This is a genomic window from Bradyrhizobium sp. Unk1, assembly GCF_059512345.1.
Genome location: NZ_JCAMOP010000026.1, coordinates 21,417 through 44,512, shown reverse-complemented (window position 1 = coordinate 44,512; position 23,096 = coordinate 21,417). Strand labels below are relative to the sequence as shown.

Genomic DNA, 23,096 nt, shown 5'->3' with positions numbered 1-23,096 from the left:
CGCTATCCGGCGAAGATGCGGCCGGACACGCGAAAAGCCCGATCGACCGGATCGGGCGTTTCATCTTTGACCGACCCTGATCAGGCGAGCTGATCGATCCGCGTGCCCTGACCCGGCGGCAGCGGCGCGGGCGGCGGCGGCTTGTAGGTCGGGTCGTTGTCCTTGGTCTTCTGGTCGTCCTGCTGCTTGGTCGTGTCGTAGCTCGGCACCACGATCGCGATCGGCGGCGGCGTAACGGTCGAGACGCTCATCCACAAATCCTCACACATGGAAACAATCGACCTTGCGCTGCGAGGAGCGAAGCTTCCGTCAAGCCAATCGTTAAAATGCGAGGAAGTTGGTGCGGTGGGATGTGCCTTTTCTGTGCCTCCTTGCGCTGTACGAGGGAGCGGACGAACCTCTCCTCGTCATTGCGAGCGCAGCGAAGAAATCCAGGACTGTCACCGCGGAGGGATTCTGGATTGCTTCGCTGCGCTCGCAATGACGGAGCGTGTGGAGAGAGCGAGTGCCGCCTATTCGTCCTTGCCGCGCGTGATCGCGATGGACGCATCCGTCTTGGTGCGGGTGCATTCCATGTTGAGCCGCCGGTAGCGCATGACGACCTTGTCGCCGCGCAACAGTCCCATCCGCTTCAGGCAGCGTGTCGCGCCCGTCGTGGTGTCGTCCTTCGTGACGGTGAAGACAATCGCCGCCATCGACCCCACCAGTGAAAAGAACTCCGGTGTCGGCTTGCGATCGCCCTTGGCATAGAGCTCGATGGAATATCTGTCGCCGCGGCAACCCACGGATAGCTCCTTGGCTGCGGGGTGCGAGAGGTAGACGATGTTGGCGGCCCGGAAATTCACCTTCAGGCGCTCGACCTGGTTCGCCAGCTCCTTGGCGCTGTCGTCGCAGCGATCCGCGCGGGCAGGCGAGGCGAGGGTCACAAGGCCGGTGATGGCGGCGGCGACCAGGATCGCGCCGCGGACGTTCAGTTTGAAAATCATGATGAAAAGCCCCTTAGGCCGCGCATTCAACCTTCGTCGCGCGCCGAGCGCAAGGGGTGCACCCAGGCTTGCCGGGACGACCATCCACACCTTGCGTCCGGCCGATGGCAACCGAGAAAGGGCCGTGGCGACGCCGAATCGGGATGCCCCGGCCGCGCCAGAACGCCTTCCATTCGCGGCAAAAAAGCTTAGAACGCTTCTACGCTTAGAGGCCCGCGAGGGCTCCAAAACCCCGAGATTTGCCCATGAACGCTCCCACCGCCATCCCCGATCCCGCAAAGCCCGTTCCGCCCTACAAGCACACCCCGCTGTTCCCGCTGGGCAAGGACGAGACGCCCTACAAGAAGATCACGGCCGAGGGTATCAGGGTCGAGAAGGTCCTGGGGAAGGACATGCTGGTGGTGTCGCGCGAGGCGCTGCGGGCGCTGTCGGAGGCGGCCTTCGGCGACATCAACCACTATCTGCGCCCCGGCCACCTGAAGCAGCTCCGTGCGATCCTGGAGGACGGCGAGGCGAGCCCGAACGACAAGTTCGTTGCGCTGGACTTCCTGAAGAATGCCAACATCGCGGCCGGCGGCGTGCTGCCGATGTGCCAGGACACCGGCACCGCGATCATCATGGGCAAGAAGGGCTGCAACGTCATCACCGACGGTGACGACGAGGCGGCGCTGTCGGAAGGCGCGCGCGATGCGTATCTGCGCCGCAATCTGCGCTACTCGCAGGTCGCACCCTTGTCGATGTACGAGGAGAAGAACACCGCCAACAACATGCCGGCGCAGTGCGAGATCTACGCCGAGGGCGACGACGCCTACAAGTTCATGTTCATGGCGAAGGGTGGCGGCTCCGCCAATAAAAGCTTCCTGTTCCAGGCCACGCCCTCGGTGCTGACCAAGGACCGGCTGCTCGCCTTCCTGAAGGAGAAGATTCTGACGCTGGGCACTGCGGCGTGCCCGCCCTATCACCTCGCCATCGTGATCGGCGGCACCTCGGCCGAGCTGTGCATGAAGACGGTGAAGCTCGCCTCCGCCCGCTATCTCGACGCGCTACCGACCCACGGCTCGCCCGACGGCAACGCCTTCCGCGACGTCGAGATGGAGCAGGAAATCCACAAGATGACGCAGTCGCTCGGCGTCGGTGCGCAGTTCGGCGGAAAGTATTTCTGCCACGACGTGCGCGTGATCCGCATGCCGCGCCACGGCGCCTCGCTGCCGATCGGGCTCGGCGTATCCTGCTCGGCCGACCGCCAAGTGCTCGGCAAGATCACCAAAGACGGTGTCTATCTCGAGGAACTCGAGCACAACCCGGCGCAATATCTGCCGCAGGTCGAGCAGTCGCTCGGCGGCGAGGTCGTCAAGATCGACCTCAACCAGCCGATGAAGGATATCCTGGCGACGTTCTCGAAGTACCCGACCAAGACGCGGGTCTCGATGACCGGCACCATGATCGTCGCGCGCGATAGCGCACACGCCAAGCTGCGCGAGCGCCTCGAGAGGGGCGAGCCGCTGCCGGACTATTTCAAGAACCACCCGGTCTATTACGCCGGTCCCGCCAAGACGCCGGAGGGCTACGCCTCCGGCGCGTTCGGCCCGACCACCGCGGGCCGCATGGATTCCTTCGTCGACCAGTTCCAGGCCGCCGGCGGTTCGATGGTGATGGTGGCCAAGGGCAACCGCGCGCCTGCCGTGCGCGAGGCCTGCAAGAAGTATGGCGGCTTCTATCTCGGCTCGATCGGCGGTGCGGCGGCGAACCTCGCCGAGCACTGCATCAAGAAGGTCGAGGTGCTCGAATATCCCGAGCTCGGCATGGAAGCAATCTGGCGCATCGAAGTCGTCGACTTCCCAGCGTTCATCATCATCGATGACAAGGGGAACGACTTCTTCAAGGAGCTGAACCTCGGTTAGCGCTCCGAGCAGTCGAACGGCGGCCCGTCGCTGATGGTGCGCTTTAGCGCGGCACCAGATACTGCGTCGGCGCGCCGTTTTCGGGCCCATCGAACATCACGAGCACGCGCCATGGCTCGCCGCTGATGTCGCTGAGCACCAGCAGGGTCTCTGCCTTGGCGGTGCTGTCGGCGACGTTGAGCGTGTGGCTCGTTCCAAGCTTGCCGCTGCTGGTATCGTAGAACACGACGGCGGGCGCGATCTGCTGTTCGTTGACCGGCCCGGTCAGGAGAAGCAAGCCGCCTGACACGGCGGCGATGTCCCTGATACCGGTCGTTGTACCAAGCGGCAGCAGAGGGTCGATGAGCGTGGCCTTGAGCGGCATGTTCTCGGTGAAGACGGCCTTTGCGTCGACCTTGAGAATATAAGCATTGCCGTCTTTGGAAGGACCACGGAAACCAAGATACATCAGGTCCCCTTTGACCGCGATGGCCTCGATGTTGGCGCCGTTGTCGCCCAGGGGCTTGTCGTAATCCGCCGGCAGTGCGTCCTTGATTGCACCGCGCAGGCGCGTCACGGATGCTTCGACGCCGATCACCTCGTCCTCGGAGATCGGGAAGGTCGGCTTGCCCGTGACCTTGTCGACGGGAAAGCGAAAGACGTGATAGCTCGTCGGATTGCTGTCGTCGGGATGATGACGTTTGCGGCCGTGCGATCCGACCACGTAGAAATAACCGTCATCGTAAGCGGCGCCCTCGGCATCCGGATCGCCGCTGGCCTGATCGCTCAGCAGGCGGATCACCTTGCCGGGATTGATCGTCGTGCCTTCGATCGCAAAGAACTGCGCGTATTTCTTTTCGTCGTTGACGACGAGGCAGGATTTGAGGGGCGGGGACGTGGTCGCGCACGCCGCTCCGCTGATGTTGGTGCGCGCATCCGCGCTCTTCTTGAACGGCTCGCTCAGTTGCCACGCCGGCGACTGCGGCTCGAGCATATCGGCACTCACCGGCGCTACTCCGGCAAGTGCGGCGACGGTGGTGGCCAGGAACAGGTGGATGCGATTGTGAGCGGGGAGGGAGCGCATGCAAATTCCCCTTCTGAAAGTGTGTTGAGATCAATAAAAATCTTTAGTTGTATGCTGTATCCTGCTCGCGAAGCCGGCTGTGGTCAACGACCCGAGCGCCTTGGCCCCGTGGCCAATGACCGCAGACCGTCAGCTGCAATTCGTGACCTGGTTGGAGCACAGCGAGCGCCACCAGCCGTGGATGCCGTCCTGGCTCTCGACGAGGCCCCAGAGGCCGCTGCAGGCGAGCAGGCGCTTTGGGCCGCCGTCGGTGTCGATTGGGCCGCCGAGCTCGCGCTGGGCGGGCATCCATTTGGCATCGACGAAGGGCGCCTGAAACAGGCCGCCCATGCGCGTGGCGCCGTTGGCATAGGACGCGCCGACCTTGTTGGACGCGACCCAGCCGCGCCCCGCATAGGGTTTTGGCGCGCTGCGCGGATATCTCTTCTCGTCTTCGTAATCCTTGCCCGGCGGCTTGGCGCCTTCGATCAGAAACCAGCCGTCCTTGAAGCCGATGATGCGGAATTCGGTGAGCCAGCCGCCATCGGGCGTGTTCTCGGCGCCGCCAAGCTTGAGCCGATAGGGCGGCGGCAGCGTGCCGAGCACGCGCGCTTTTGCCGAAGGCTCGGCGCGCACGTTGAGGCCATCAGGATCCTTGTCGATGGACCAGGCGCCGAGATCGCAGGGCTCCGTGCCGTCGGGAAGCGTGGCGCGCCTGGCGGCGAGACCGGTGTGGAGCTTTGCGAAATCGGTATCGTCGTTGTCAGGATCCGGCCCGCTGCGCGGCTTCAATTCGGCCGAGCCCGCGCGCGTCGCATCCGATGTCAGCGTGACGACGAGGGCCTGGCGCGCAGCGAACACGCTTGCCGGTGTCTTCGGATCGTTCGACGAGGCCGGATAGACGGCGAGGTAGCCGGTCGATCCTTCGGTCCGGTAGGCCGTGCCGGCGACATAGCCCGCCGGCACCATGGCGAGCGCGCTCGCGCGCCACGCCGGTTCGGTGTCATCCGCGCGCGCCACTTGTGTCGCGACACACAGGATCATTGCCGCGATGAGACGGAGCACGCGCGCGGTTCGCAACGTGTTTATGCGCGCGCACCCGTGAACGGAAAACTGCCCATCGGGCCGATGCCCATCTCGCCGCTCATGCTGTCGCCAGAGACCGTTCCGATGAACTCGAGCGTCAGCGGCATCGGATTGGTGATCGAGACTTTCCAGTTGACGGCGTCGCCGCTGATGGTGCCGTCGAAGATCTCGGCCGAATTGCCGTCGGCGCCCTGCGTTCCGGTCAGTGTGCCGCCGGAGTTCAGCAAGGTCAGCGTGGCCTTGCGCTCGCCCATGGGCGTCGTCATGGTCAGAGTCCAGTTGCCGTCCACGGCCATTCGTGTCTCCCATAAATCCCGGCGGGCAGCGACGATCCGCGGCCCGTCCCTGGCCGAGCGTATAGCGCAACTCGCAGCAGCTGCCTAACCCTCCCTTGGAGGCATTTAGGCGCGGGCGGCGGCACGGCGCCGGCTGGTGACAATGAGGCGAAGCACGACATACTGCACGGCAAAGGCGAGGATCTTGGCGCCGCCTGCGACCACCGTGATGTAGAACGCCCATAGCTTCAGATCGCCGGTGGAGGCGACCGCGATCATGCCGGCGCCGATCACGAACATCAGCAACGCCCAGGCATAGCCCGCGGCCGTCACATATTCCGGAACGGTCTCGACGACGATCGGCGGCATGTAGCGCAGCATCCAGCCACGTTTGAGCATGATGGCGCCGATGGCGAAATGCGCGATCGAGGGCTTTGCCAGCATGAAGCGGGGATCATTGGTCAGCAGGGTGACGGTGCCCAGCACGACGACGAGCGCGAGGCTCGCATAGGTCATGTAATTGAGCTGCTGCCCCTTCACGCGCGCGTAGATCACCTGCGCGATCGCTCCGGCAATCGCCACCGACGTTGCCAGGACGACGTTGTCGGTGATGAGGTAGATGACCAGGAAAACGATGGCGGAGAGGAAGTCGGAGGCGAGGCGGGCGAATACGTCCTTCATCGTCTGTCCTGTTCAGCGGGTGTTGGGCATTGCGCTGGCCGGCGCACCGTACTTGATCTGGCGATACTCGGGATACCATTTTGTGAAGTAGATCGCGCTGTTGCGGGCGGCGAAGGCGACCGCAAGGCCCGACCAGAGCGGCAGGCCGGGGACGTAGAGCAGTGCGATGTTGGCGGCCATCATCAACAGTGCGGCGGCGGTCCAGGCGCCGGTAATGACGTAATTGGCGGTGAGGAAGCCGGGCATCGCCGCCGTCTCGGCCGGGACCGTTTCAACCGCATATTGCAGCGTGAACGGGTGGCGGACCAGCATCGAGCCGAGCGAGATGACGAAGATGCCGATGTCGACCGACAGCTTGACGCCCAGCGTGCCGAGCTTCGGGTCGATCAGCGCGAGGTAGAGACCGATTGCGGCGAATATGATCGCCGAGCCCATCGCCAGGATCTTCACGGAGCGGCCGCGCGCGACATCGACCGTGATGGTGGCGAGGCAGATTGCAGACGCTGCGAACACGCTGATCGTGGCTGAGGTCACCAGCATCAGGAAAGTGTAGGCGCCGTAGGGCGCGAGGATCAGGAAAATCGCCATGAGCCGCCTCGATCTGGCTAATCTTTACGATGTAAAGATCAATAAATCAGGAGCGATGCCGGGTCAAGCGAAATCTTTACAGTGTCAAAATAACGTAAGTAACTTCCAAATAATGAAGTGCTGCAATGGCTTGGTCGGACGCCTCGTCGGCGAATTCCGCCCAGGGCAGGCGTGACAGAAGCGGCAGCGCGGCGGCGAGCAGGAGGCCGACCGAGAGCAAGATGCCGCCGTTCAACATGACATGGCCGCTCCGTCGCGGCCGGATCGCCCGGAGTGCGAGCGCGGCGCAGGCCAGGGCGAGGACGGCAAGGCAATCTGCGGTGATCGAGGGCATGTGCATGCGAGGCCTCTTTGGTGATATCCGCGATGTCATTCCGGGCTCGCGACGTCGTCGCGCCCCGGAATGACCGGAGTTACTGCGCGCCCACCCAATTGCCGTGAAAGCCGTCGGGCACGCGGTGGCCGAGCTGCACCAGCGCAACGGGGCCGGCTTCGACATCGGTGGCGTTGAACACGGCGAGGTCGCTGCGGTTCTCCCGCGCGCGCCAGACCACCGCCAACAGCCAGCCGTCGCCTTCCGCTGCATCCGTCGCGCGTTCGACGAACACCGGCTCGGAGATGATATCGCCGGCCGGCAGCAGATAGTGACCGAGCCGTCTGCCGTTGCCGTCGACATGGACGACGCCCGAAAGCGCGCCGAACATCGGCAGCCGCGGATTGGCGCAGGCGTACCAGCCGTGATGGCTTTTCAATCCGGCGCGGCGGTCGTCGATGCGGGGGAATTCGCCCGTGAGATCGTCGAGGTAGGTCTGCTGAAAGCGATCGGTCTTCCCTGAGAGATCGAACGTCCAGCGGCAATGGCGGGCGCGTGATTTCTCCGGATCCGTCGGCCGGCCATCGGGATGTGGAAACAGCGGCGCTTCCTCGAACTGCATGACGTCGGCGACGATGCGGTTGCCGTCTTCCCACGCATTCATGATGTGGAAGACGTAGCAGGCTTCACCGCGGAACCAGACGATGTCCTTGGCCGTGCCGTTGCGCTTCATCACGCCGACGTAGGCGCCCTTGTCCGGCTCCCAGGCATAAGGCGGCCGTCCGCTCATCGCGCGCTCCATGCTGCCGGTGATCGGGAGGATCGGAAACAGCACGTGGTTCTCGGTGACGATGAAGTCGTGCACCATGCTGGCATAGGGCGCCTCGAAACGTTCGAAGCGCGTCGCCTTGCCTGTTACCTCGATCGATCCGTAGGAGAGGGCAGGCGTCAGCGGACCCGCGGCGTTGTAGCCGAAGAACACGAGTTCGCCGGTGACCGGGTCGACCTTCGGATGCGCCGTGAAGCTGCCGGCGACGCGACCCTGATAATTGTGATAGCCGCGCGTTGCCAGCGTGCCCGGCTCGATCTCGGTCGGCAGATGCGCTTCTTCGAGCGCCAAGAGCTTGCCGGCGTGGAAGATGATGTTGGTGTTGGCGACGCCGCCGTCGGTGAGGTTTTGCGGGGCATCCGGCAGCTTGCGGCCGAAGCCGCCGAACAGGGCGCGGCCAGCATCGTGCTCGGCCAGCCATTTCGGCGTGCGGACCCAGCGGTTGCGGTAGCTGGCGCGGCCGTTTTCGAGGTGGAAGGCGTGCAGCATGCCGTCGCCGACGAACCAGTGCGCATCGGGCGCATCGAACTGCGGATTGGGACCGTTGCGATAGAGCACGCCATTCAGATCGCGCGGCAATTCCCCGACGATTTTCAGGAAAGGCGCGTCGGCCTCGAATGGAATCGGCGCGATATTGTTGCGGCGCTCGATGACGGCGTCGTGCTGCACGGCGTATCCCTCCTTATCTTTACATCGTAAAGATCGAATAATGCCGATCGCCGGATTCGTCAAGTGAAATCTTTACACTGTCAATATTGCGTCATATAGCTTGCAAATGGCCAAAAGCGACACCAACAGCGAAACTGCGCGCAAGCCGCGTAGCCCGAGCAAGACATCGTCGGCCGCGAGCGCGCAGGCGCGTTCCGCACGCCGTCCGGCAGTAGCGAAGACGGAGACACCGTATCATCACGGCGCTCTGCGCGAGGCGCTGCTCCAGGCCGCTGAACGGGTGTTGGAGCGCGACGGGCTGTCCGGCCTGACCTTGCGCGCGGTGGCGCGGGAGGCGGGCGTCTCGCACGCTGCGCCGACCCATCATTTCGGCGATCTCACCGGCCTGCTCAGCGAGCTCGCGGCCGTCGGCTTCCGCCAGTTCAACGCGGCGATGGCCTCGTCCTGCGACGCCGCCACCACGCCGCTGGAGCGCGCGCTGGCGCGGCCGAAGGCCTATGTCGCCTATGCGCAGGCCCATCCGGGCATGTACGGCATCATGTTCCGCACCGAACGGCTCGACTATTCCAGGCCCTCGCTGCACGAGGCGGCCGAAGCCTCCTTCGCCGGCCTTGCCAATGCCATCGGCATGATGCGCCAGGAGCAGATCAGCGAAGATTCGCTGACGCTGAACCAGGGCGCCGCGATCGCACGCGCCTGGTCGTTGGTGCACGGCTTCACCATGCTGCTGCTCGACGGCCGTCTCGAAGACATTTTGGGGCGGCTGCCCGAGGGGACGACGGCCGAGCAGTTGCTCGAGGCGATGCTGACGGCGCCCATCACGGGGAAATTGCCCGGCCCCTGATCATCAGGCGCGAGAGCAACCCTTGCCATCGTTGGGCGTTGACGCCGCATGGCAAGAACACCCCGCGCACCCTGGAAACGCGCCAACCCGCGTAAACGCGCGGGCAAGGCGTCAAAGCAGCTCACGCCCGCGCAGAAATCGGCGGCGAAGGCGCGCGCCCGCCGGGCCGGGCGCCGCTATCCCAACCTCGTGGACAACATGCGCATGGCAGCCAAGAAGACTTCGAAGGCAAGGAAGTCGGCGAAAAAGAGATCCGCAAAGAAAATCCGCAAGCGTGCGGAGAAGAAGACGGCAAAATCCTCGCGCAAGCGCACTGCATCGGCACGGGAAAAGGATCCACGCGGCGGCCTGACCGCGGCGGGCCGTAAGGCTTTTGCGCGCAAGCAGGGGGCTCACTTGCGGCCCGGCGTCACCAGGAAAGAATCGGAGATGACGCCGCAGGAGATGCGCCGCAAGGGAAGCTGGGCCGTGCGCTTCTATGGCCGCGCGAAATTGCCGCCGCTCGTCGATGCCAACGGACGACCGACCCGGCACGCGTTGTCGGCGCATGCCTGGGGCGAGCCCGTGCCGAAGACGGTGGCGGCGGCACGGCGCATTGCCGCGAAGGGCGAGCGGCTTCTGGCGCGCTACCGGCGCGCCAAGGCGAAGGTTTAGCGCCAAAACCTGGCGCCAAGACCGAGTGCCAAGGTCTAGCGCCAAGGTCTAGCGAATCGTCGCGAGTTCGACCGCGCGTCCACGCGTGCCGACAATCTTCACTACGTCCTTGCCGCAGGTGAAGCTGCGGGCGAAATCGTCGGCCGCCTTGCGCGCGAGCTCATTGGCGGTGGGGTTGGCGATGGCATCGACATAGGCGACGTGGCAGACCGGCCCCGGCGGCAGCCGCGTCACGACGAGCATGGCCTTGGTGTTCGGCCGTCCCTGCTTGTCGGGATCGGTGCTATCGGCGATGTGCCAGCGCTGGATCATGGCAAACGGCTTCGTGCCCGCGCTACGCCATTCGACGGTGGCCTCCGATGAATTGAACGGCGCGAACCAGACTTTTGCCGCCGGTTCCTCCGCTGCGGCCTTGCGATTGCGGCCGACCGAGACGATTTCGCGCAGATCATCCTCGGCGATCAGCACGATCAGGCCGTTTTTTCCCGGGCAGACCCGTGTGCTGCCGTCGAGCTCGCTGGGCTTGCCGATCTGGCGGCAGTCTTTTGGCGCTGTGGAGGAATAGGTGCTGCCCATGGATTGGGCGGCGACGTGACCCGCGCTCAGGCAAGTCAGCAGCAGGGTCAGACAAAGGAACGCGATACGCCTCATGACGACGCCTTGATGCAGAGGGAACTCGCTCCATCAGACGTCTTCATTGTGGGCAAGGTTCAAACAGGGGCGGGATGTACCTGACAGCGGCGCGGAATCGTTCTAGAAGGGCGGCTTCGCTTGAGGCATCGGGCCTCGTTCGCGTCCTCATTTCTCTCGATCATGCCAGCCATCGCTTCCAGCAAATCCTACCGTGTCGGCCGTTCCAAGACCGGACTCGGCCTCTTTGCCACCATGCCGATCAAAAAGGGCACCCGGATCATCCGCTATTTCGGACCGATCCTGGACTCGCGGATCCCCGCGCATGACGACATCGAGAACAAGTACCTGTTCGAGCTGAACGGCCGTTGGACCATCGACGGCTCGGTACGCAAAAACCTCGCCCGCTACATCAACCATTCCTGCCGCCCGAACGCCGAGTCCGACGTCCGTCCGCGCGAGCGCAAGGTCTTCATCCGCGCCATCAGGAACATCGAGCCGGGCGACGAGATCAACTACGATTACGGCACCGACTACTTCAAAGCCTATCTGAAGCCGATCGGCTGCAAATGCCCTTCCTGCGAGACAAAGCGCAAGAAGCTGCGTGCCGAGGCCCGCGCCGAACGCACCAAGGTGAAGGCGCGCACGGAAGCCAAGGCCAAGAAGGCGAGCGCGAAGGCCGGCAAGAAGAAGCTTAACGGCCATGCCGTTGGCAAGAAGAACGGTCGCGCGCGGGCATAGCGCGAGGTCGAGCCCCCATCTCCGCTGTCATGCCCCGGCCTTGACCGGGGCATCCAGTACGCCGCAGCCCATCCGCATACGTCTACTGTCTCTGGAATGCTGGGTCGCCCGGCCAGGCCGGGCGACGACTGGACGCGGTGTGCCGGTCGAGCCGAACCTCACGCCGCCACCACACTCCCGCTCTTCCGCAATCCCACATATTGCAGCTCGGCAAACACGCCGGTCGCAATCGCCTGCGCGACGACCATGAGCTCGCCGCTGATGTTCGGCGACACCGCACCCGAGAACAGCAGCGCGATGCTGCCGACCGTCCAGGCCGCGTTGCCGACCACGACCAGCAGCACGAGCGGCCTCGCCACGGAGGCACGCGAGGCAAGCCAGCCGACCAGCGCGGTGTAGACGATCAGGAACAGGCCGGTCTCGCGCAGCAGCGCTTCAGGCAGGTTGAACAGCGATGCGAATACGCCGGCACCGAAGGTGAAGCCGAGGGCGGCGACGCCGCTGAAGATGGCGTCGGCGAGAAGTGCGCGGCGCAGGAAGGTGGATGCGTCGATCATCGTGGTCTCCATGGTTGGGTTGGGCTTGGGGTGAACTCAGTGCCGTCCGCGCCACCAGGCGCGGAACAGGCGGGCGATGCGGAACGGGCAGAGGCTCTTGCCGACGCCGTGCTCGAAGGCTGTGACCTGCGCGACGACATAGTCGCCGGTCGAATGCACCAGCGGCTCGGGCATGTTGAGGCTGCGTGCCAGCACGCGGGTCGCGAGCGTCACGGCCCAGGGAACAAGGTGGTCTGCGACGGTCCGGTAGAGCAGCAGCGCGATCATGGTCATCTCCTGTTGCCACCGAAGATGCGCCATGGCGGGGACCAATTCGATTACCTCGCGGGTAAAAAATACGCCCGTTCGCGACTGTCCTAAGGTGTTCGATGCTGTTCGCGAGGTGCGCGCAACCAAACACGCCAACCCCAGGCAGATCAGGACCGACGTTGAGTGCCGCGCCGCTCGACCGAAGCTTGAGAACGGGGCCCGGAGTGCCACGAAGATTTCCGACGCGACTGGCGGTGGTCTCTATCTCCTGATCACGCCGGATCTGAATAGACCGGGCAAGGCCGGCTCCAGGCTTTGGCGGATGGCTTATCGATTTCGCGGCAGGCAGAAGACCTACTCGATCGGGCCTTACGGCAACGGCAACGACGGCACCGTCTCGCTCGCGACCGCCTGCCAGAAGTGCGACGCCGCAAAAGCCCTGCTCGCTCAAGACCCCCCGGTCGATCCCTCGATCGAAAAGCAATTCGAACGGCATCGCCAAGCAGTTGAGCGCCCGTTCGGCGCGTGGATCGAAGACTGGCTAGCGGAGAAGAACACCGAGAAGATCAAGCGCGGCAGGCTGGTCACCGTGCGCAATCCCGAGACCATCGCTCTGCTAGAAAGATGGGCCGGTTGTTTGAGGAAGCGTTTCGGCAGATTCTACCGGAAGGACATCAAGCGCCCTGATGTGCTTGCCTTCTTTCGGGCGATGCAGGCTGAAGGATCCCCTCAGTGCTGGGCTGCTCGCCGGGCCGCAGGAAGAGGGTTCTCATGGCGCTCGCTCGTCAGTCTAGTGAAGGCAAAGAACGCTTCGAGCATTGCAGGGCAGCTGAAAGAGCCGAGGATCATTGTGAACCAGTGAAATCGGATAAGAACTTGAGGATCATTTTCCAGTGACTGACCTTTCGCGGATCCTTTGAACGTTGATCAAGCCGCCCCTGTTTCGGTCGGCCAAGCTGGTCCAGTGATGGACTGAAGCGAGAGTTTAAGTTTTTCAGTCGGGCAGAAGGCGGCGTGTGCACGATGTGTGCAAAGGGAGATCAAGAGAAATCTCACCACAGCCAATGTGAGCAGCCATGAAGCGCATGTGTAGGATCTGATTTCGAGGGGAAGAGGCGGGCGAGTGCTAACGAGCACTCTCAATTGCTCGAGGTGGAATGATCGAAAATCGTGGATTTGACTCCCACTCTCTCCGCCATTTGCGCGATTCTGTTCGCTAGATTGCGATCCTCTACTATCTTTACCCTTGGCGTCGACATCGAAGGCGCCGAGATCGACCAGAAGGGTGGAGGCGCCGATGATCGGTGCGGGCGGCGGGCCTATCGGGAATAGCCAAGGGCGGAGCCGATCGTCCGGGCTGCCTCCATCACGTGAACCGAGTACTCCTTGATCTGTTTGCGTTTGATGCGTGTGTCGGGCCCGGACATGCCGATCGCTCCAACGAGTTCGCCGGACCGTCCAAGGATCGCGCAGGCGCAGGCCGCTATGCCCTCGCGCCATTCGCCATGCAGCACGGAGGAGTAGCCCTGCGTGCGTGCGAGCTCGATGTCTTCGCGGAGCTCCTTGATCGTCGTTCGCGTCGCGTCGGTGTAGCGCCTGAGATGCGGCCGAAATCGTTCCAGATAGTCGTCCGGCATATGTGCGAGCATCGCCTTTCCCGTCGCCATGGTGAAGGCGGGCGCGCGCATGCCCACGCTCGTATGGGCGCGGATATGGTGAGCGCTTTCGATCTTGTCGACGTAGACGACGTCGATATCCTCGAGGACAGAAAGATGAATGGTTTCGCCGGTTATCTCGGCAAGTTTGGTCATCGCCGGCCGAGCGACGTTGATGAGATCCATCCGATGGATGACATGGCTGCCGAGAGCCCAGATCTTGGTCGTGAGCTCATACGTGCTGTGCGGGGGTATTTGGCGTACATACCCTTGGGTCTGCAACGTCATCAGCAGCCGATGCACATTGCTTTTCGTGAGCTTCAGCTCCTTCGCGAGGTCCGTGACCCCACGAGGTTGCTCGCTCAAAGCAAGTGTTTCCAGGAGACGCAGTCCCTTGGTGAAAGCCTTATCCATCCAACAACCAAAATAGAATGATCTTTCACCGGATCTAGCATGGCCGGGCGATCGGCCATAGCCCGCGGAAGGGGCAACCCCGAATCCTTTCAGAAACGGGGCCACCTGCCAATCAGCTGCCTATTGGGCCAGCAATGCGTTGAGCTTCTCCTGCCCGTACTCTTCGTTGGTGGAGTTTCCCGCCGGCGAAGTTGCGCCCCAATAGTCCGGGCTCCACTCGATCGCTTTCGAGATGTTGTCCGGATTGTTTGCCCAGTAGCGGGCGAGCTTCTTGTCGGTCGCCGCCTCGAAGACAACCGGGGAAGGAAGGGCGACCGGGAAGGTCGAGGTGAGCTGCGCCGCGCGCTTGGCGTCAAGCCGCCAGGAAAGCAGTTTCAGCGCGTTGTCGTAGTTCGGTGCTCCCTTGGGGATCGAGAAGAAGTCATAGTAGACGAAGCCCTGATTGAAGGTCAGGTCAATCGGGGCGCCTTCCAGTGCGAGCTTGCTCATCGAGCCGGTGTAAGCCATGCACATGTCGGCCTCGCCGTCGAGCAGGAGCTGTGGCGGCTGTGCGGCCGTCGTCCACCATTTTGCAATATGGGGCTTGATCTCCTTGACCTTCTTCAGCGCCCGCTCCATGTCGATCGGGTAGAGCTTGCTTTTCTCCACTCCGTCAGCCATCAGCGCCGCTTCGAACACGAAACGAGGCCAGGCGGGCATGCAGCGCCGCCCTGGGAATTTCTTCACGTCCCAGAAGTCGGCCCAGCTTGTCGGTACATTTTCCCCCTTGTACTTATCCTTGTTGTAGACGAGGCCGACGCCGATCACTTGCAATGCGACGCCCTTCTTGCGCTTCAGGTTGTCCGGCATTGCCGCCAGCGTCTGCTTCGCCGCGTCGGAAAGCTTGGAATAGTCGATATCGGCCAGGCAGCAGTCGCCCAGGAGCTTCGTCTCCTGGTCGAAGATGAACGTCAGGTCCCATTGCGCCTTTCCGGCTTCGGCCTGAGCCTTGATGCGCGGACCGCTGCGGGCCTCCTGGACGGTCACGACCTTGATGCCGGTCTCCTTCTCGAACGGGTCGTACATGACCTTGCGCAATGCATCGCCGTATCCGCCGCCCGGATCCTGCATGATCACGACGTTGCTCTGCGCCTCGGCGAGACCCGTACCCATCGCGACGAACAGGGCCGAGGCCAGTACGGAAGCCGATAATCGTAAGCGTTTCATTCCCAGCATTTTCTCTTTCCTCCATCTGAAATTGATCTGTGTCATGCCGCTTTTCGTGACGTAGCGAGAACGGGGCGCGCAAGGACGAGCCCTGCGACCACCAGCAGCACCTCCAGCGTCGAGACCACGGCCAGCACCGGATTGAGCCGATAATTGATGTCGCCCCACAGCATGAGCGGGAGTGTCTTCAACTGCGCGCTCGACAGGAACAGCGTCAGCACCAGCTCGTCGAACGAGTGCAGGAAGGCGAAGAACGTCGCTGCAGCCAGCCCCGGCATGATGGCCGGGAGCGTCACCAGCCGGAACACCGTCAAGGACGATGCGCCGTGCACGGCGGCCGCCTGTTCAAGCCTGGTGTCGACGCCTTGAAGCGAAGCGGACAGGATGACCACGACGATGGGAAGGCCGCCGATCGCATGCGCAGCGGCGAGGCCAAAGACGGAGCCGACGAGATCGAAGCGCAGGAACAGGCTGTAGAGCGACAGGCCAAGCACGACCGGGGGAACGATGATCGGGCTCACGAGAAGCAGCATGATGGCGGATTTGCCGCGAATCGTGCTCCTGACGATACCGAGGGCCGCCGACGCGCCAAGCGTGATCGCAATACCGGCCGACATCGCCGCGACGATCAATGACGTCCAGAACGCCCGCATCCAGTTGGAATCGGAGAAGAACTGCTCATACCAGCGGAGTGAAAAGCCCGGCGGCGGGAATGTCAGATAGCTTGCGCTGCTGAAGGAAATGATCATCACCACGATGATCGGCAGAATGAGAGTGGCGATGACCAGGCCGCCCATGAGACGAATAGTCCAGGTTCCGCAACTCGCGGGCAGACGCCCGAATAGCCTCAGTAGCGGCCAACCGATCAGGTCGGCGAGCGAGGCGCCGAAACTGCGACGGCCGACATCTGCAACGTGACGGTCAGTCGCTATTGGCGCTGCCTCCGTCAGCTTGCGACCGCCCCAAATGAACTCGAAGCCGAGGAAGCGTCCGGCCACCGCGACCACTGCCAACGTAATCGTCAGCAGCACAACGCCCAATGCCTGGAGGAATCCCTCCGACGTGACCGAGTCCGCCTGTTGGGTGATATGCATGGCGAACATCTGGTCACCGGGCCCTCCAAGCAAGGTCGGTGTAATGAAGAAGCCGATCGCCGCGACAAAGACCAGCAGGAAGCCGGCGCCCATGCCGGGCAAGGTCAGCGGAAGCAACACGCGCCAGAATGCCGCAATGGGCCCGGCACCGCTCGCCAGCGCCGCGCGGGTCAGGCTTTGATCCAGGCGCGCCACGCTGGAATAGATCGTGAGCACCATGAGCGGCAGAAGCACCGCCGTCATGCCGAGAAGCACCGTGCCGCGATTGAAGAGAAGCTGCACGGGCTCGCTCAATATGCCGAGGGAAACCAGCAGCTTGTTGACCGGTCCGTTGCGTCCGAGCAGGACCATCCAGGCGTAGGTCCGGATCAGGATGGCTATGAAGTAGGGCAGCACGATCGCGGTCGCGATCATGACCTGGGTAATGCCGCGACTGCGGTGAATGAGCAGTGCGGTCGGATATCCGAACAGCAAGCACAGGCCTGCGACCGTGACCGAGATCTGCATCGTGCGGACGAGCGAATCCCAATAGAGCGGTATAGCGAACACCCGCGCAAAATACGACGACCACGACGGCCCGCTCAGGCTGATACGGATGAGATCGATCAGCGGGAGGAGATAGATGAATGCCAGAAACGCAATCGCGGGCAGGAGCAGAAACGCCGGATCCTTCAACCTTCTAACGAGATCAAGGTCCGCAAGCCGGCTCGCATGGACGCCGATCGAGGCCGAGGTCATGAAAGCACCCAGCAGTCCGCGGCGCCCCAACTCACGTGGAGACGATCTCCGACGGCTGGCAGGGGGCGATCGGCCATGTCGGTACATCGGATCAGGAGCGGTTCTCCGCCTTCCACTTGCGCCTCGATCCGCAGGATTTCACCGAGGAAGATCGCGGACGTGACGCTGACGGGCGTGGAATTCGCAGTCGGTTCGTTCGACACGGCAATGCGTTCCGGACGCACGAGCACGGTCGCGCGTCCGACATCGATCGTGTCCCGGCTTTCGGCGCTGAACACGTATCCCGCTCGGTTCTTCATCGTCAGCGTCGATCCACGCTTCTGCAGAATCTCCGCCTCGATCAGATTGCTCTCGCCGACGAACGAGGCGACGAAGCGATCGGTCGGATGTCGATAGATGTCCAGCGGACGGCCGATTTGAACGATCCTGCCGGCGTTGAGCACCGCAATGCGGTCGCTCATGGTCAGGGCTTCGCCTTGGTCATGCGTGACGAACAGGATCGTGCTGCCGATGGTCTGGTGAAGGTCACGAATCTCGATCTGGATCGACTCGCGCAATCGCCTGTCCAGAGCGCTGAGCGGTTCGTCCATCAGCACCACCTTGGGCCTCCTGACGATGGCGCGGGCGATCGCGACGCGCTGCTGCTGCCCACCCGACATCTGGGAAGGAGATTTCGTCGCGTGCTCCGTCAGCCGCATGATTTCCAGCGTTTCGGCGACACGTCGCTCCGCAGTCGCTCGATCGACGCCCGCCATGCGAAGCGGAAAAGCGACGTTCTGGCTCACCGTCATGTTCGGAAAGAGCGCGTAGCTCTGGAAGACCATGCCGAAGCCGCGTTTGTGCGTGGGCACGTTGTGAACCGGCTTTCCGTCGACGAGGATTTCGCCGCTGTCGAGGCTCTGGAATCCGGCCACGAGGTTGAGCAGCGTCGTCTTTCCGCTGCCGGACGGGCCAAGAAGCGTGATGAATTCGCCTGGCTCGACGTCGATGCTGATCCGGTCGACGGCGTGGAAGCTGCCGTATCTTTTCACCGCTTCGCGGACGGCGATGCTCGAACCGATGGCGTCACGTTCCCGGAGGCGCCCGGTCGGCGACGTCCGAACGCTGGCATCGCCGGAGCGCGTTGCGCGCAGAGCCGCGGGCTCACCCATCTCTCTCCCTCCCAAATGTTCTATATTGTAGAACGTTATTCCAATTATTGTTGGCGCGGCGCGCCGTCTTGTCAAGTCGAGTTGACCGATCGCGGCGCAATGGCGCGCCGCTACGATCGGTTGCGCAAGCGTGAACCTCTGCAAATAAAGGTCTCGCCGGCGAAGCCAGATTGACAGTGCCATCCAAATCCGCCTAACATAAATTTAGAATAGCGTTCTACAATATAGAACGCATTGGGAGGATGATGGTGTTGAGCGAGCCTCGCGTATTGGCGAAGCACATCGAGCCGGGCATGCGGGTCGCGCTGCCGGTCGACTACGCCGGCGTCTCCATGGCCATGACGCGGGCGATCATCGAGCAGGGCGCGGGCCATCTCGATCTCGTCTGCGTGCCGACCGGCGGATTGCAAGTCGACCAGCTTATCGGTGCGGGCCTGGTCCGGTCGGTGGAGACCAGCGCCGTCTCATTGGGCGAAGCGGGTGGAGCGCCCCGGTTCAACGCCGCCGTCAAGGAAGGCGCGGTTCGACTGATAGACGCGACGTGTCCTGCCATCCATGCCGGCCTGATGGCGGCGCAGAAGGGCAGTCCCTTCATGCCGCTTCGGGGGCTGATCGGAACGGATCTGCTCCGTCATCGCGACGATTGGCGCGTCATCGACAATCCGCTGGTGGACGGAGGTGATCCGATCGTGCTGATTCCGGCCATCCAGCCCGACGTCACGATCTTCCACGTGCCGGCGGCTGATCGCTTCGGCAACGTCTGGATCGGGCGGCGCCGCGAGCTTGCCGCAATGGCTTACGCCTCGCGCACCGTTCTCGTCACGGCGGAGCGAGTCGTCGAGAAGAACCTGCTCGCGGATGAGGCCAGCGCAGCCGGCGTGCTGCCGGCACTCTATGTCACGGCGGTCGCGCGCGCTCCCAAGGGGGCGTGGCCCTATGGTCTGTGGGGCGAGTATCCAGCCGACAGCGCGGAGATCGCACGCTATGCGAAAGCCGCGCGAACAGCCGACGGCTTCTCCGCCTATATGGCCCAGGCCCAGATGGAGCCCGCGTGATGGCCGATGTTCTCCCTCGCGAAGTGCTGATTTGCACGATCGCGCGGCTGCTCGACGGTGTCAGGCATGTCGCCGTGGGGGCGTCCTCTCCGATTCCCGCCGCCGGCGCGATGCTCCTGCGTGCGGTGAAGGAAGCGGGCGGTGCCATCGGCCCGCGCATCTCGATCCTCGGTTCTGTCGAGCACAATTTCTTCACCAACGGTTCGGCGGAACTGTTCGATTGCGCGGGTCAAGGCCGGATCGATGCGTTCTTCCTCGGTGGCGGCCAGATCGACGGCTTCGGCAACGTGAACCTCGTCGGCGCCGGTGATTATCCGCGTTCGAGCGTGCGCTGGCCAGGCTCGTTCGGGTCGGCTTATCTCTATTTCGTTGTGCCGCGCGTCATCCTGTTCCGGGAGGAGCATACGCCGCGCGTCTTCGTCGAGAAGGTGGACTTCATCAGTGCCCCCGGTGTCAGCGAGGACGGAGTATTCCGGAGTGGCGGCCCTATCGCGCTCCTGACCGGCAAGGGACTGTTTCGGTTCGACAAGACGCGACCGGGGTTCGAGCTGGAGAGCGTTCATCCCGGGCACGATCTTGCGGAGATCAAGGAAGCGACCGGCTTTCGGTTCGCCCATGACGCCGAGCCGCGGCAGACCGCGCTGCCGGATCGATCGACGCTGGAGCTGCTCCGCGGCCGGGTGTTCGACGAGCTCGCCGAGACCTATCCCGAATTCGCCGCCCAGATGCGGCGCGATCTTGGGACGGTTGACGCATGAGCAGGATCAAGCGGGTACCGCATTGCAGCCATTGGGGTGCGTATACGATCCTCGTCGAGGGGCAGCATATTGTCGGCGTGGAGCCGTTCGAGCACGATCCGGCGCCTTCCCCGATCATCCATTCGATCACCGAATGGGCGAATCCGGAGCGCCGCGTGCTGCGACCGATGGTCCGTTCCGGCTGGCTGGACAAGCGCGAGAAGAGCGATCGCCGGGGACGCGGGCGGGAAAAGTTCGTGCCAGTCAGCTGGGACGAGGCAACGACGCTGGTTGCGGAAGAAGTGCGCCGCGTGGCCGGCACCTTCGGCAATGCGTCGATATTCGCGGGCTCCTATGGTTGGACAAACTCGGGCCGCCTGCACCATGCCTCATCGCTTCTGAAGCGCATGCTCAACTTGGTTGGCGGCTTCACGAGACATGTCGACACATATTCCATCGCGGCAGGTCCCGTGATCTTGCGGCACACCCTGGGTAGCGATGACGCGTGCGGCGGCCGAGCCAACACGCTCGACACCATCGCGCAGCACACCGAGACGCTGGTGGTGTTCGGTGCCATGTCGCCTCGAACCGCGCAAAACGAGGCCGGAGGAATCGGCAGCCACCGGCTTGAAACCTATCTCCGACAGATGGTCGAGCGCGGCGTCAAGGTCATTCATGTCTCGCCGCTGAAGGACGATCTGCCCGACTGGGTCAACGCGGAGTGGTGGCCGATCCGCCCGAACACCGACACTGCGCTGATGCTCGGCCTTGCGGGCGAGATCGTGAAGGCAGGCCGGCACGACAGGGACTTCCTCGCGCGCTGTACCAGCGGTGCGGATCGCCTCCTTCGCTATCTCGAAGGCGAGACGGACGACGCACGCAAGGACGCTGCGTGGGCCGCGGGCATCTGCGGACTCGAGGCGGCCAAGATTGCCGCTCTTGCGGGGCGCCTGGTCGACACGCGGAGCATGCTGACCGTGAGCTGGAGCCTGCAACGGGCCCATCACGGAGAACAACCGTTCTGGGCTGCGCTCGGACTCGCATCGATCGTTGGTCAGATCGGATTGCCCGGCGGCGGGGTGGGCTACGGCTACGCTTCCCTTGGGGGCGTGGGGTCCCCGTTCAACGTCAGCAAGTCTCCGGGTGTCTCGCAGCTCACGAGGCCGATAGATAGCTTCATTCCGGTGGCCCGGATCAGCGACATGCTGCTCAATCCCGGCAGGCCATTCAGCTACGAAGGAGCGATCCGCTCCTATCCGGATACGAGGCTGGTCTATTGGGCGGGCGGCAATCCCTATCATCATCATCAGGACCTCAATCGCTTGTCCGAAGCCTGGACGAGGCCGGAAACCATCGTCGTACAGGACCCGATGTTCACCGCGACCGCTCAGCGGGCCGACATCGTGCTGCCGGCGAGCACGTCGATCGAGCGGAACGATCTTGCCGGCAACAAGCGCTCAGACTTCATCCTGGCGATGAAGCAGGCGATCGAGCCCTTGGGTGAAGCCCGTTCGGACTTCGAGATATTCAATGAGATTGCCGGGAAACTCGGGGTGGCCGATCGCTTCAACGAAGGTCGCGACGAGATGGGCTGGCTCCGGCATCTCTACGAAGGCTGCCGCCGCGATGCATCGGAGCGCTTCGGCTTCGAGATGCCGGATTTCGATGCTTTCTGGGAAGCGGGCTACGCCCGCTGCCCGGTCCAGGCCGAGCATACGTTCCTGGCCGACTTCCGCGATAAACCGGAAGAGTATGCGCTCAAGACCGAAAGCGGAAAGATCGTGCTTGGCAGCGAGACCTTGGCCAAGCTTGACTACGCCGACTGCCGCTCGCATCCCGCGTGGATCGAACCGGCCGAATGGCTTGGCAACGTTGCCGACCGGACGCAAATGCACCTCATCTCGCACCAACCGGTTGGTCGTCTTCACAGCCAGCTCGAAACGGGTGCATCGAGCCGAGCCATGAAGCGCAATGGCCGTGAACAGGCACGCGTTCATCCGGAAGACGCAGCCGCTCTCTGCGTCGAGGACGGCCAGACGATACGCATCTGGAACGGCCGGGGAGAATGCCTCGCGACCGCAGAGGTCACCGACAGGGTCCGTCAAGGCGTGCTGGTGCTCCCGACCGGTGCATGGTTCACGCCGACCGGCAATAGCGGACTGGAGATCGCCGGCAATCCGAACGTGCTCACGCTCGACATCGGAACGTCTCAATTCGGCCAGGGCTGTTCGGCGCACACCTGCCTTGTGAGGGTGGAGCCGTATGCCCGCGATCGGCGCGATGCGTTCGAAGCATATCAAGAAACGCTCGTCGCACTCGCGGCAATCTAACAGGAGCTTCAGAACATGTCTGCGCCCGCCGTCAGCCGCTTTCCTGTCCCCGACATCGCAACGCTCCCGGAGGATATTCGCTCGCGGATAGCTGCGGTCCAGGAAAAGTCCGGTTTCGTACCCAACGTTTTCCTGACGCTCGCGCATCGTCCGGACGAGTTTCGGGCGTTCTTCGCCTATCACGACGCCCTCATGGACAAGCCCGGCTTGATCACCAAGGCCGAGCGCGAGATGATCGTGGTGGCCACCAGCAGCGCCAATCAATGCCAGTACTGCGTCGTCGCGCACGGCGCCATCCTGCGCGTGCGGGCGAAGAATCCGCTGATCGCGGACCAGGTGGCCGTCAACTACCGCAAGGCGGACATCACCGCGCGGCAAAGAGCGATGCTCGATTTCGCGATGAAGGTCTCGGCACAAGCCTATGAGGTGGACGACTCCGACGTCCAGGATCTGAAGGAGCACGGTTTCACGGAGGAGGACGTCTGGGACATTGCGGCCATCGCTGCATTCTTCGGCATGTCGAACCGCCTCGCCAACGTCACCAGCATGCGTCCGAACGACGAGTTCTATGCGATGGGACGCTGAACGCTTCGGGCAAAGAATCCAATGGTGTCGCTTGTCATAGACAGTCGCTTCCGGGGCCCGCCTAATTCGGGCAACGGAGGGTATGT

General features: G+C 63.3%; 25 protein-coding genes. 9 read left to right on the top strand and 16 right to left on the bottom strand.

The features are described 5' to 3' along the window. Positions 1 to 80: 80 nt before the first annotated feature. Together AC5ZFO_RS29390 and AC5ZFO_RS29385 are read right to left on the bottom strand one after the other, a co-directional pair. Positions 81 to 251 carry a hypothetical protein gene (locus AC5ZFO_RS29390; protein WP_282523039.1) on the bottom strand — a complete coding sequence of 57 codons (171 nt, stop codon included), beginning with the start codon at positions 249 to 251 and terminating at the stop codon, positions 81 to 83. 261 nt (positions 252 to 512) lie between these two features. Next, positions 513 to 986 carry a hypothetical protein gene (locus tag AC5ZFO_RS29385; protein ID WP_166342591.1) on the bottom strand — a complete coding sequence of 158 codons (474 nt, stop codon included), beginning with the start codon at positions 984 to 986 and terminating at the stop codon, positions 513 to 515. Between the two features lie 245 nt (positions 987 to 1,231). Here AC5ZFO_RS29385 and AC5ZFO_RS29380 point away from each other — a divergent pair, with 245 nt between their 5' ends. Then, a complete protein-coding gene (locus AC5ZFO_RS29380) occupies positions 1,232 to 2,887 on the top strand; it encodes a fumarate hydratase (RefSeq protein WP_282523040.1) in 1,656 nt (551 codons plus the stop codon). A 43-nt stretch (positions 2,888 to 2,930) separates the two neighbouring features. Here AC5ZFO_RS29380 and AC5ZFO_RS29375 read toward each other — a convergent pair whose 3' ends face one another. The 7 genes from AC5ZFO_RS29375 to AC5ZFO_RS29345 form a co-directional block, all read right to left on the bottom strand. Next, a complete protein-coding gene (locus AC5ZFO_RS29375; RefSeq protein ID WP_282523041.1) occupies positions 2,931 to 3,950 on the bottom strand; it encodes a DUF3616 domain-containing protein in 1,020 nt (339 codons plus the stop codon). Between the two features lie 129 nt (positions 3,951 to 4,079). Further along, positions 4,080 to 4,973, bottom strand: coding sequence for an SH3 domain-containing protein (locus AC5ZFO_RS29370; RefSeq protein WP_306664537.1), 894 nt, complete (start codon positions 4,971 to 4,973; stop codon positions 4,080 to 4,082). Positions 4,974 to 5,014: 41 nt separating this feature from the next. Continuing rightward, positions 5,015 to 5,311, bottom strand: coding sequence for a hypothetical protein (locus AC5ZFO_RS29365; protein WP_071912259.1), 297 nt, complete (start codon positions 5,309 to 5,311; stop codon positions 5,015 to 5,017). A 105-nt stretch (positions 5,312 to 5,416) separates the two neighbouring features. Further along, positions 5,417 to 5,971, bottom strand: a complete 555-nt coding sequence (locus AC5ZFO_RS29360; RefSeq protein WP_014494042.1) for an inner membrane-spanning protein YciB — start codon at positions 5,969 to 5,971, stop codon at positions 5,417 to 5,419. A gap of 12 nt (positions 5,972 to 5,983) precedes the next feature. Continuing rightward, positions 5,984 to 6,559 (bottom strand): hypothetical protein, encoded by a 576-nt coding sequence (locus AC5ZFO_RS29355; protein ID WP_282523043.1) that lies wholly within the window; start codon positions 6,557 to 6,559, stop codon positions 5,984 to 5,986. Positions 6,560 to 6,635: 76 nt separating this feature from the next. Continuing rightward, positions 6,636 to 6,899, bottom strand: coding sequence for a hypothetical protein (locus AC5ZFO_RS29350; protein WP_282523044.1), 264 nt, complete (start codon positions 6,897 to 6,899; stop codon positions 6,636 to 6,638). A gap of 73 nt (positions 6,900 to 6,972) precedes the next feature. Beyond that, complete coding sequence (locus AC5ZFO_RS29345; RefSeq protein ID WP_282523045.1) at positions 6,973 to 8,370, bottom strand: carotenoid oxygenase family protein; 1,398 nt, start codon at positions 8,368 to 8,370, stop codon at positions 6,973 to 6,975. A 106-nt stretch (positions 8,371 to 8,476) separates the two neighbouring features. Between AC5ZFO_RS29345 and AC5ZFO_RS29340 the strand changes: the two genes are divergently transcribed. Both AC5ZFO_RS29340 and AC5ZFO_RS29335 read left to right on the top strand, forming a co-directional pair. Continuing rightward, positions 8,477 to 9,214 (top strand): TetR/AcrR family transcriptional regulator, encoded by a 738-nt coding sequence (locus tag AC5ZFO_RS29340; RefSeq protein ID WP_496122892.1) that lies wholly within the window; start codon positions 8,477 to 8,479, stop codon positions 9,212 to 9,214. 48 nt (positions 9,215 to 9,262) lie between these two features. Next, positions 9,263 to 9,868: a DUF6321 domain-containing protein gene (locus tag AC5ZFO_RS29335; protein ID WP_282523047.1), complete on the top strand. Its 606-nt coding sequence runs from the start codon at positions 9,263 to 9,265 to the stop codon at positions 9,866 to 9,868. Positions 9,869 to 9,916: 48 nt separating this feature from the next. Here the strand turns inward: AC5ZFO_RS29335 and AC5ZFO_RS29330 are convergent, their stop codons facing one another. Continuing rightward, complete coding sequence (locus AC5ZFO_RS29330; RefSeq protein WP_404979825.1) at positions 9,917 to 10,519, bottom strand: hypothetical protein; 603 nt, start codon at positions 10,517 to 10,519, stop codon at positions 9,917 to 9,919. 162 nt (positions 10,520 to 10,681) lie between these two features. Here AC5ZFO_RS29330 and AC5ZFO_RS29325 point away from each other — a divergent pair, with 162 nt between their 5' ends. Further along, positions 10,682 to 11,239, top strand: coding sequence for an SET domain-containing protein (locus AC5ZFO_RS29325; RefSeq protein ID WP_282523195.1), 558 nt, complete (start codon positions 10,682 to 10,684; stop codon positions 11,237 to 11,239). A gap of 158 nt (positions 11,240 to 11,397) precedes the next feature. On the opposite strand, the gene AC5ZFO_RS29320 is transcribed toward AC5ZFO_RS29325, so the two are convergent. Further along, positions 11,398 to 11,796, bottom strand: coding sequence for a hypothetical protein (locus AC5ZFO_RS29320; RefSeq protein ID WP_282523048.1), 399 nt, complete (start codon positions 11,794 to 11,796; stop codon positions 11,398 to 11,400). A gap of 36 nt (positions 11,797 to 11,832) precedes the next feature. Further along, a complete protein-coding gene (locus AC5ZFO_RS29315; protein WP_282523049.1) occupies positions 11,833 to 12,063 on the bottom strand; it encodes a hypothetical protein in 231 nt (76 codons plus the stop codon). A gap of 31 nt (positions 12,064 to 12,094) precedes the next feature. Between AC5ZFO_RS29315 and AC5ZFO_RS29310 the strand changes: the two genes are divergently transcribed. Next, a complete protein-coding gene (locus AC5ZFO_RS29310; protein ID WP_496122891.1) occupies positions 12,095 to 12,907 on the top strand; it encodes an Arm DNA-binding domain-containing protein in 813 nt (270 codons plus the stop codon). A 457-nt stretch (positions 12,908 to 13,364) separates the two neighbouring features. Here AC5ZFO_RS29310 and AC5ZFO_RS29305 read toward each other — a convergent pair whose 3' ends face one another. The 4 genes from AC5ZFO_RS29305 to AC5ZFO_RS29290 all read right to left on the bottom strand — a co-directional run bounded on the left by AC5ZFO_RS29305 (position 13,365) and on the right by AC5ZFO_RS29290 (position 18,303). Beyond that, complete coding sequence (locus AC5ZFO_RS29305; protein WP_282523051.1) at positions 13,365 to 14,114, bottom strand: IclR family transcriptional regulator; 750 nt, start codon at positions 14,112 to 14,114, stop codon at positions 13,365 to 13,367. Positions 14,115 to 14,234: 120 nt separating this feature from the next. Continuing rightward, positions 14,235 to 15,329 carry an extracellular solute-binding protein gene (locus AC5ZFO_RS29300; protein WP_282523052.1) on the bottom strand — a complete coding sequence of 365 codons (1,095 nt, stop codon included), beginning with the start codon at positions 15,327 to 15,329 and terminating at the stop codon, positions 14,235 to 14,237. A 32-nt stretch (positions 15,330 to 15,361) separates the two neighbouring features. Continuing rightward, positions 15,362 to 17,152 carry an ABC transporter permease subunit gene (locus AC5ZFO_RS29295; RefSeq protein WP_282523053.1) on the bottom strand — a complete coding sequence of 597 codons (1,791 nt, stop codon included), beginning with the start codon at positions 17,150 to 17,152 and terminating at the stop codon, positions 15,362 to 15,364. Further along, positions 17,149 to 18,303 (bottom strand): ABC transporter ATP-binding protein, encoded by a 1,155-nt coding sequence (locus tag AC5ZFO_RS29290; RefSeq protein ID WP_282523054.1) that lies wholly within the window; start codon positions 18,301 to 18,303, stop codon positions 17,149 to 17,151. Before AC5ZFO_RS29290 ends, AC5ZFO_RS29295 begins: the two co-directional genes overlap by 4 nt. Before the next feature lie 245 nt (positions 18,304 to 18,548). Between AC5ZFO_RS29290 and AC5ZFO_RS29285 the strand changes: the two genes are divergently transcribed. Genes AC5ZFO_RS29285 through AC5ZFO_RS29270 form a run of 4 tightly spaced genes read left to right on the top strand, consistent with a single transcriptional unit; the run spans position 18,549 to position 23,010 of the window. Beyond that, positions 18,549 to 19,358: a CoA transferase subunit A gene (locus tag AC5ZFO_RS29285; RefSeq protein ID WP_282523196.1), complete on the top strand. Its 810-nt coding sequence runs from the start codon at positions 18,549 to 18,551 to the stop codon at positions 19,356 to 19,358. Continuing rightward, the gene (locus AC5ZFO_RS29280; protein ID WP_282523055.1) at positions 19,358 to 20,116 is read left to right on the top strand and encodes a CoA transferase; all 759 of its coding nucleotides are present in this window, start codon (positions 19,358 to 19,360) and stop codon (positions 20,114 to 20,116) included. Before AC5ZFO_RS29285 ends, AC5ZFO_RS29280 begins: the two co-directional genes overlap by 1 nt. Then, a complete protein-coding gene (locus AC5ZFO_RS29275) occupies positions 20,113 to 22,425 on the top strand; it encodes a molybdopterin-dependent oxidoreductase (protein WP_282523056.1) in 2,313 nt (770 codons plus the stop codon). Before AC5ZFO_RS29280 ends, AC5ZFO_RS29275 begins: the two co-directional genes overlap by 4 nt. A 15-nt stretch (positions 22,426 to 22,440) precedes the next feature. Further along, positions 22,441 to 23,010 (top strand): peroxidase-related enzyme, encoded by a 570-nt coding sequence (locus AC5ZFO_RS29270; RefSeq protein WP_282523057.1) that lies wholly within the window; start codon positions 22,441 to 22,443, stop codon positions 23,008 to 23,010. The last annotated feature ends 86 nt before the right edge of the window (positions 23,011 to 23,096 follow it).

Bases quoted from the DNA above. Each gene is read 5' to 3' on its own strand.
- AC5ZFO_RS29390 (WP_282523039.1), bottom strand. From the start codon at position 251: ATGAGCGTCTCGACCGTTACGCCGCCGCCGATCGCGATCGTGGTGCCG.
- AC5ZFO_RS29385 (WP_166342591.1), bottom strand. From the start codon at position 986: ATGATTTTCAAACTGAACGTCCGCGGCGCGATCCTGGTCGCCGCCGCC.
- AC5ZFO_RS29380 (WP_282523040.1), top strand. From the start codon at position 1,232: ATGAACGCTCCCACCGCCATCCCCGATCCCGCAAAGCCCGTTCCGCCC.
- AC5ZFO_RS29375 (WP_282523041.1), bottom strand. From the start codon at position 3,950: ATGCGCTCCCTCCCCGCTCACAATCGCATCCACCTGTTCCTGGCCACC.
- AC5ZFO_RS29370 (WP_306664537.1), bottom strand. From the start codon at position 4,973: ATGATCCTGTGTGTCGCGACACAAGTGGCGCGCGCGGATGACACCGAA.
- AC5ZFO_RS29365 (WP_071912259.1), bottom strand. From the start codon at position 5,311: ATGGCCGTGGACGGCAACTGGACTCTGACCATGACGACGCCCATGGGC.
- AC5ZFO_RS29360 (WP_014494042.1), bottom strand. From the start codon at position 5,971: ATGAAGGACGTATTCGCCCGCCTCGCCTCCGACTTCCTCTCCGCCATC.
- AC5ZFO_RS29355 (WP_282523043.1), bottom strand. From the start codon at position 6,559: ATGGCGATTTTCCTGATCCTCGCGCCCTACGGCGCCTACACTTTCCTG.
- AC5ZFO_RS29350 (WP_282523044.1), bottom strand. From the start codon at position 6,899: ATGCACATGCCCTCGATCACCGCAGATTGCCTTGCCGTCCTCGCCCTG.
- AC5ZFO_RS29340 (WP_496122892.1), top strand. From the start codon at position 8,477: ATGGCCAAAAGCGACACCAACAGCGAAACTGCGCGCAAGCCGCGTAGC.
- AC5ZFO_RS29335 (WP_282523047.1), top strand. From the start codon at position 9,263: ATGGCAAGAACACCCCGCGCACCCTGGAAACGCGCCAACCCGCGTAAA.
- AC5ZFO_RS29330 (WP_404979825.1), bottom strand. From the start codon at position 10,519: ATGAGGCGTATCGCGTTCCTTTGTCTGACCCTGCTGCTGACTTGCCTG.
- AC5ZFO_RS29325 (WP_282523195.1), top strand. From the start codon at position 10,682: ATGCCAGCCATCGCTTCCAGCAAATCCTACCGTGTCGGCCGTTCCAAG.
- AC5ZFO_RS29320 (WP_282523048.1), bottom strand. From the start codon at position 11,796: ATGATCGACGCATCCACCTTCCTGCGCCGCGCACTTCTCGCCGACGCC.
- AC5ZFO_RS29315 (WP_282523049.1), bottom strand. From the start codon at position 12,063: ATGATCGCGCTGCTGCTCTACCGGACCGTCGCAGACCACCTTGTTCCC.
- AC5ZFO_RS29310 (WP_496122891.1), top strand. From the start codon at position 12,095: ATGGCGGGGACCAATTCGATTACCTCGCGGGTAAAAAATACGCCCGTT.
- AC5ZFO_RS29305 (WP_282523051.1), bottom strand. From the start codon at position 14,114: ATGGATAAGGCTTTCACCAAGGGACTGCGTCTCCTGGAAACACTTGCT.
- AC5ZFO_RS29300 (WP_282523052.1), bottom strand. From the start codon at position 15,329: ATGCTGGGAATGAAACGCTTACGATTATCGGCTTCCGTACTGGCCTCG.
- AC5ZFO_RS29295 (WP_282523053.1), bottom strand. From the start codon at position 17,152: ATGACCTCGGCCTCGATCGGCGTCCATGCGAGCCGGCTTGCGGACCTT.
- AC5ZFO_RS29290 (WP_282523054.1), bottom strand. From the start codon at position 18,303: ATGGGTGAGCCCGCGGCTCTGCGCGCAACGCGCTCCGGCGATGCCAGC.
- AC5ZFO_RS29285 (WP_282523196.1), top strand. From the start codon at position 18,549: ATGGTGTTGAGCGAGCCTCGCGTATTGGCGAAGCACATCGAGCCGGGC.
- AC5ZFO_RS29280 (WP_282523055.1), top strand. From the start codon at position 19,358: ATGGCCGATGTTCTCCCTCGCGAAGTGCTGATTTGCACGATCGCGCGG.
- AC5ZFO_RS29275 (WP_282523056.1), top strand. From the start codon at position 20,113: ATGAGCAGGATCAAGCGGGTACCGCATTGCAGCCATTGGGGTGCGTAT.
- AC5ZFO_RS29270 (WP_282523057.1), top strand. From the start codon at position 22,441: ATGTCTGCGCCCGCCGTCAGCCGCTTTCCTGTCCCCGACATCGCAACG.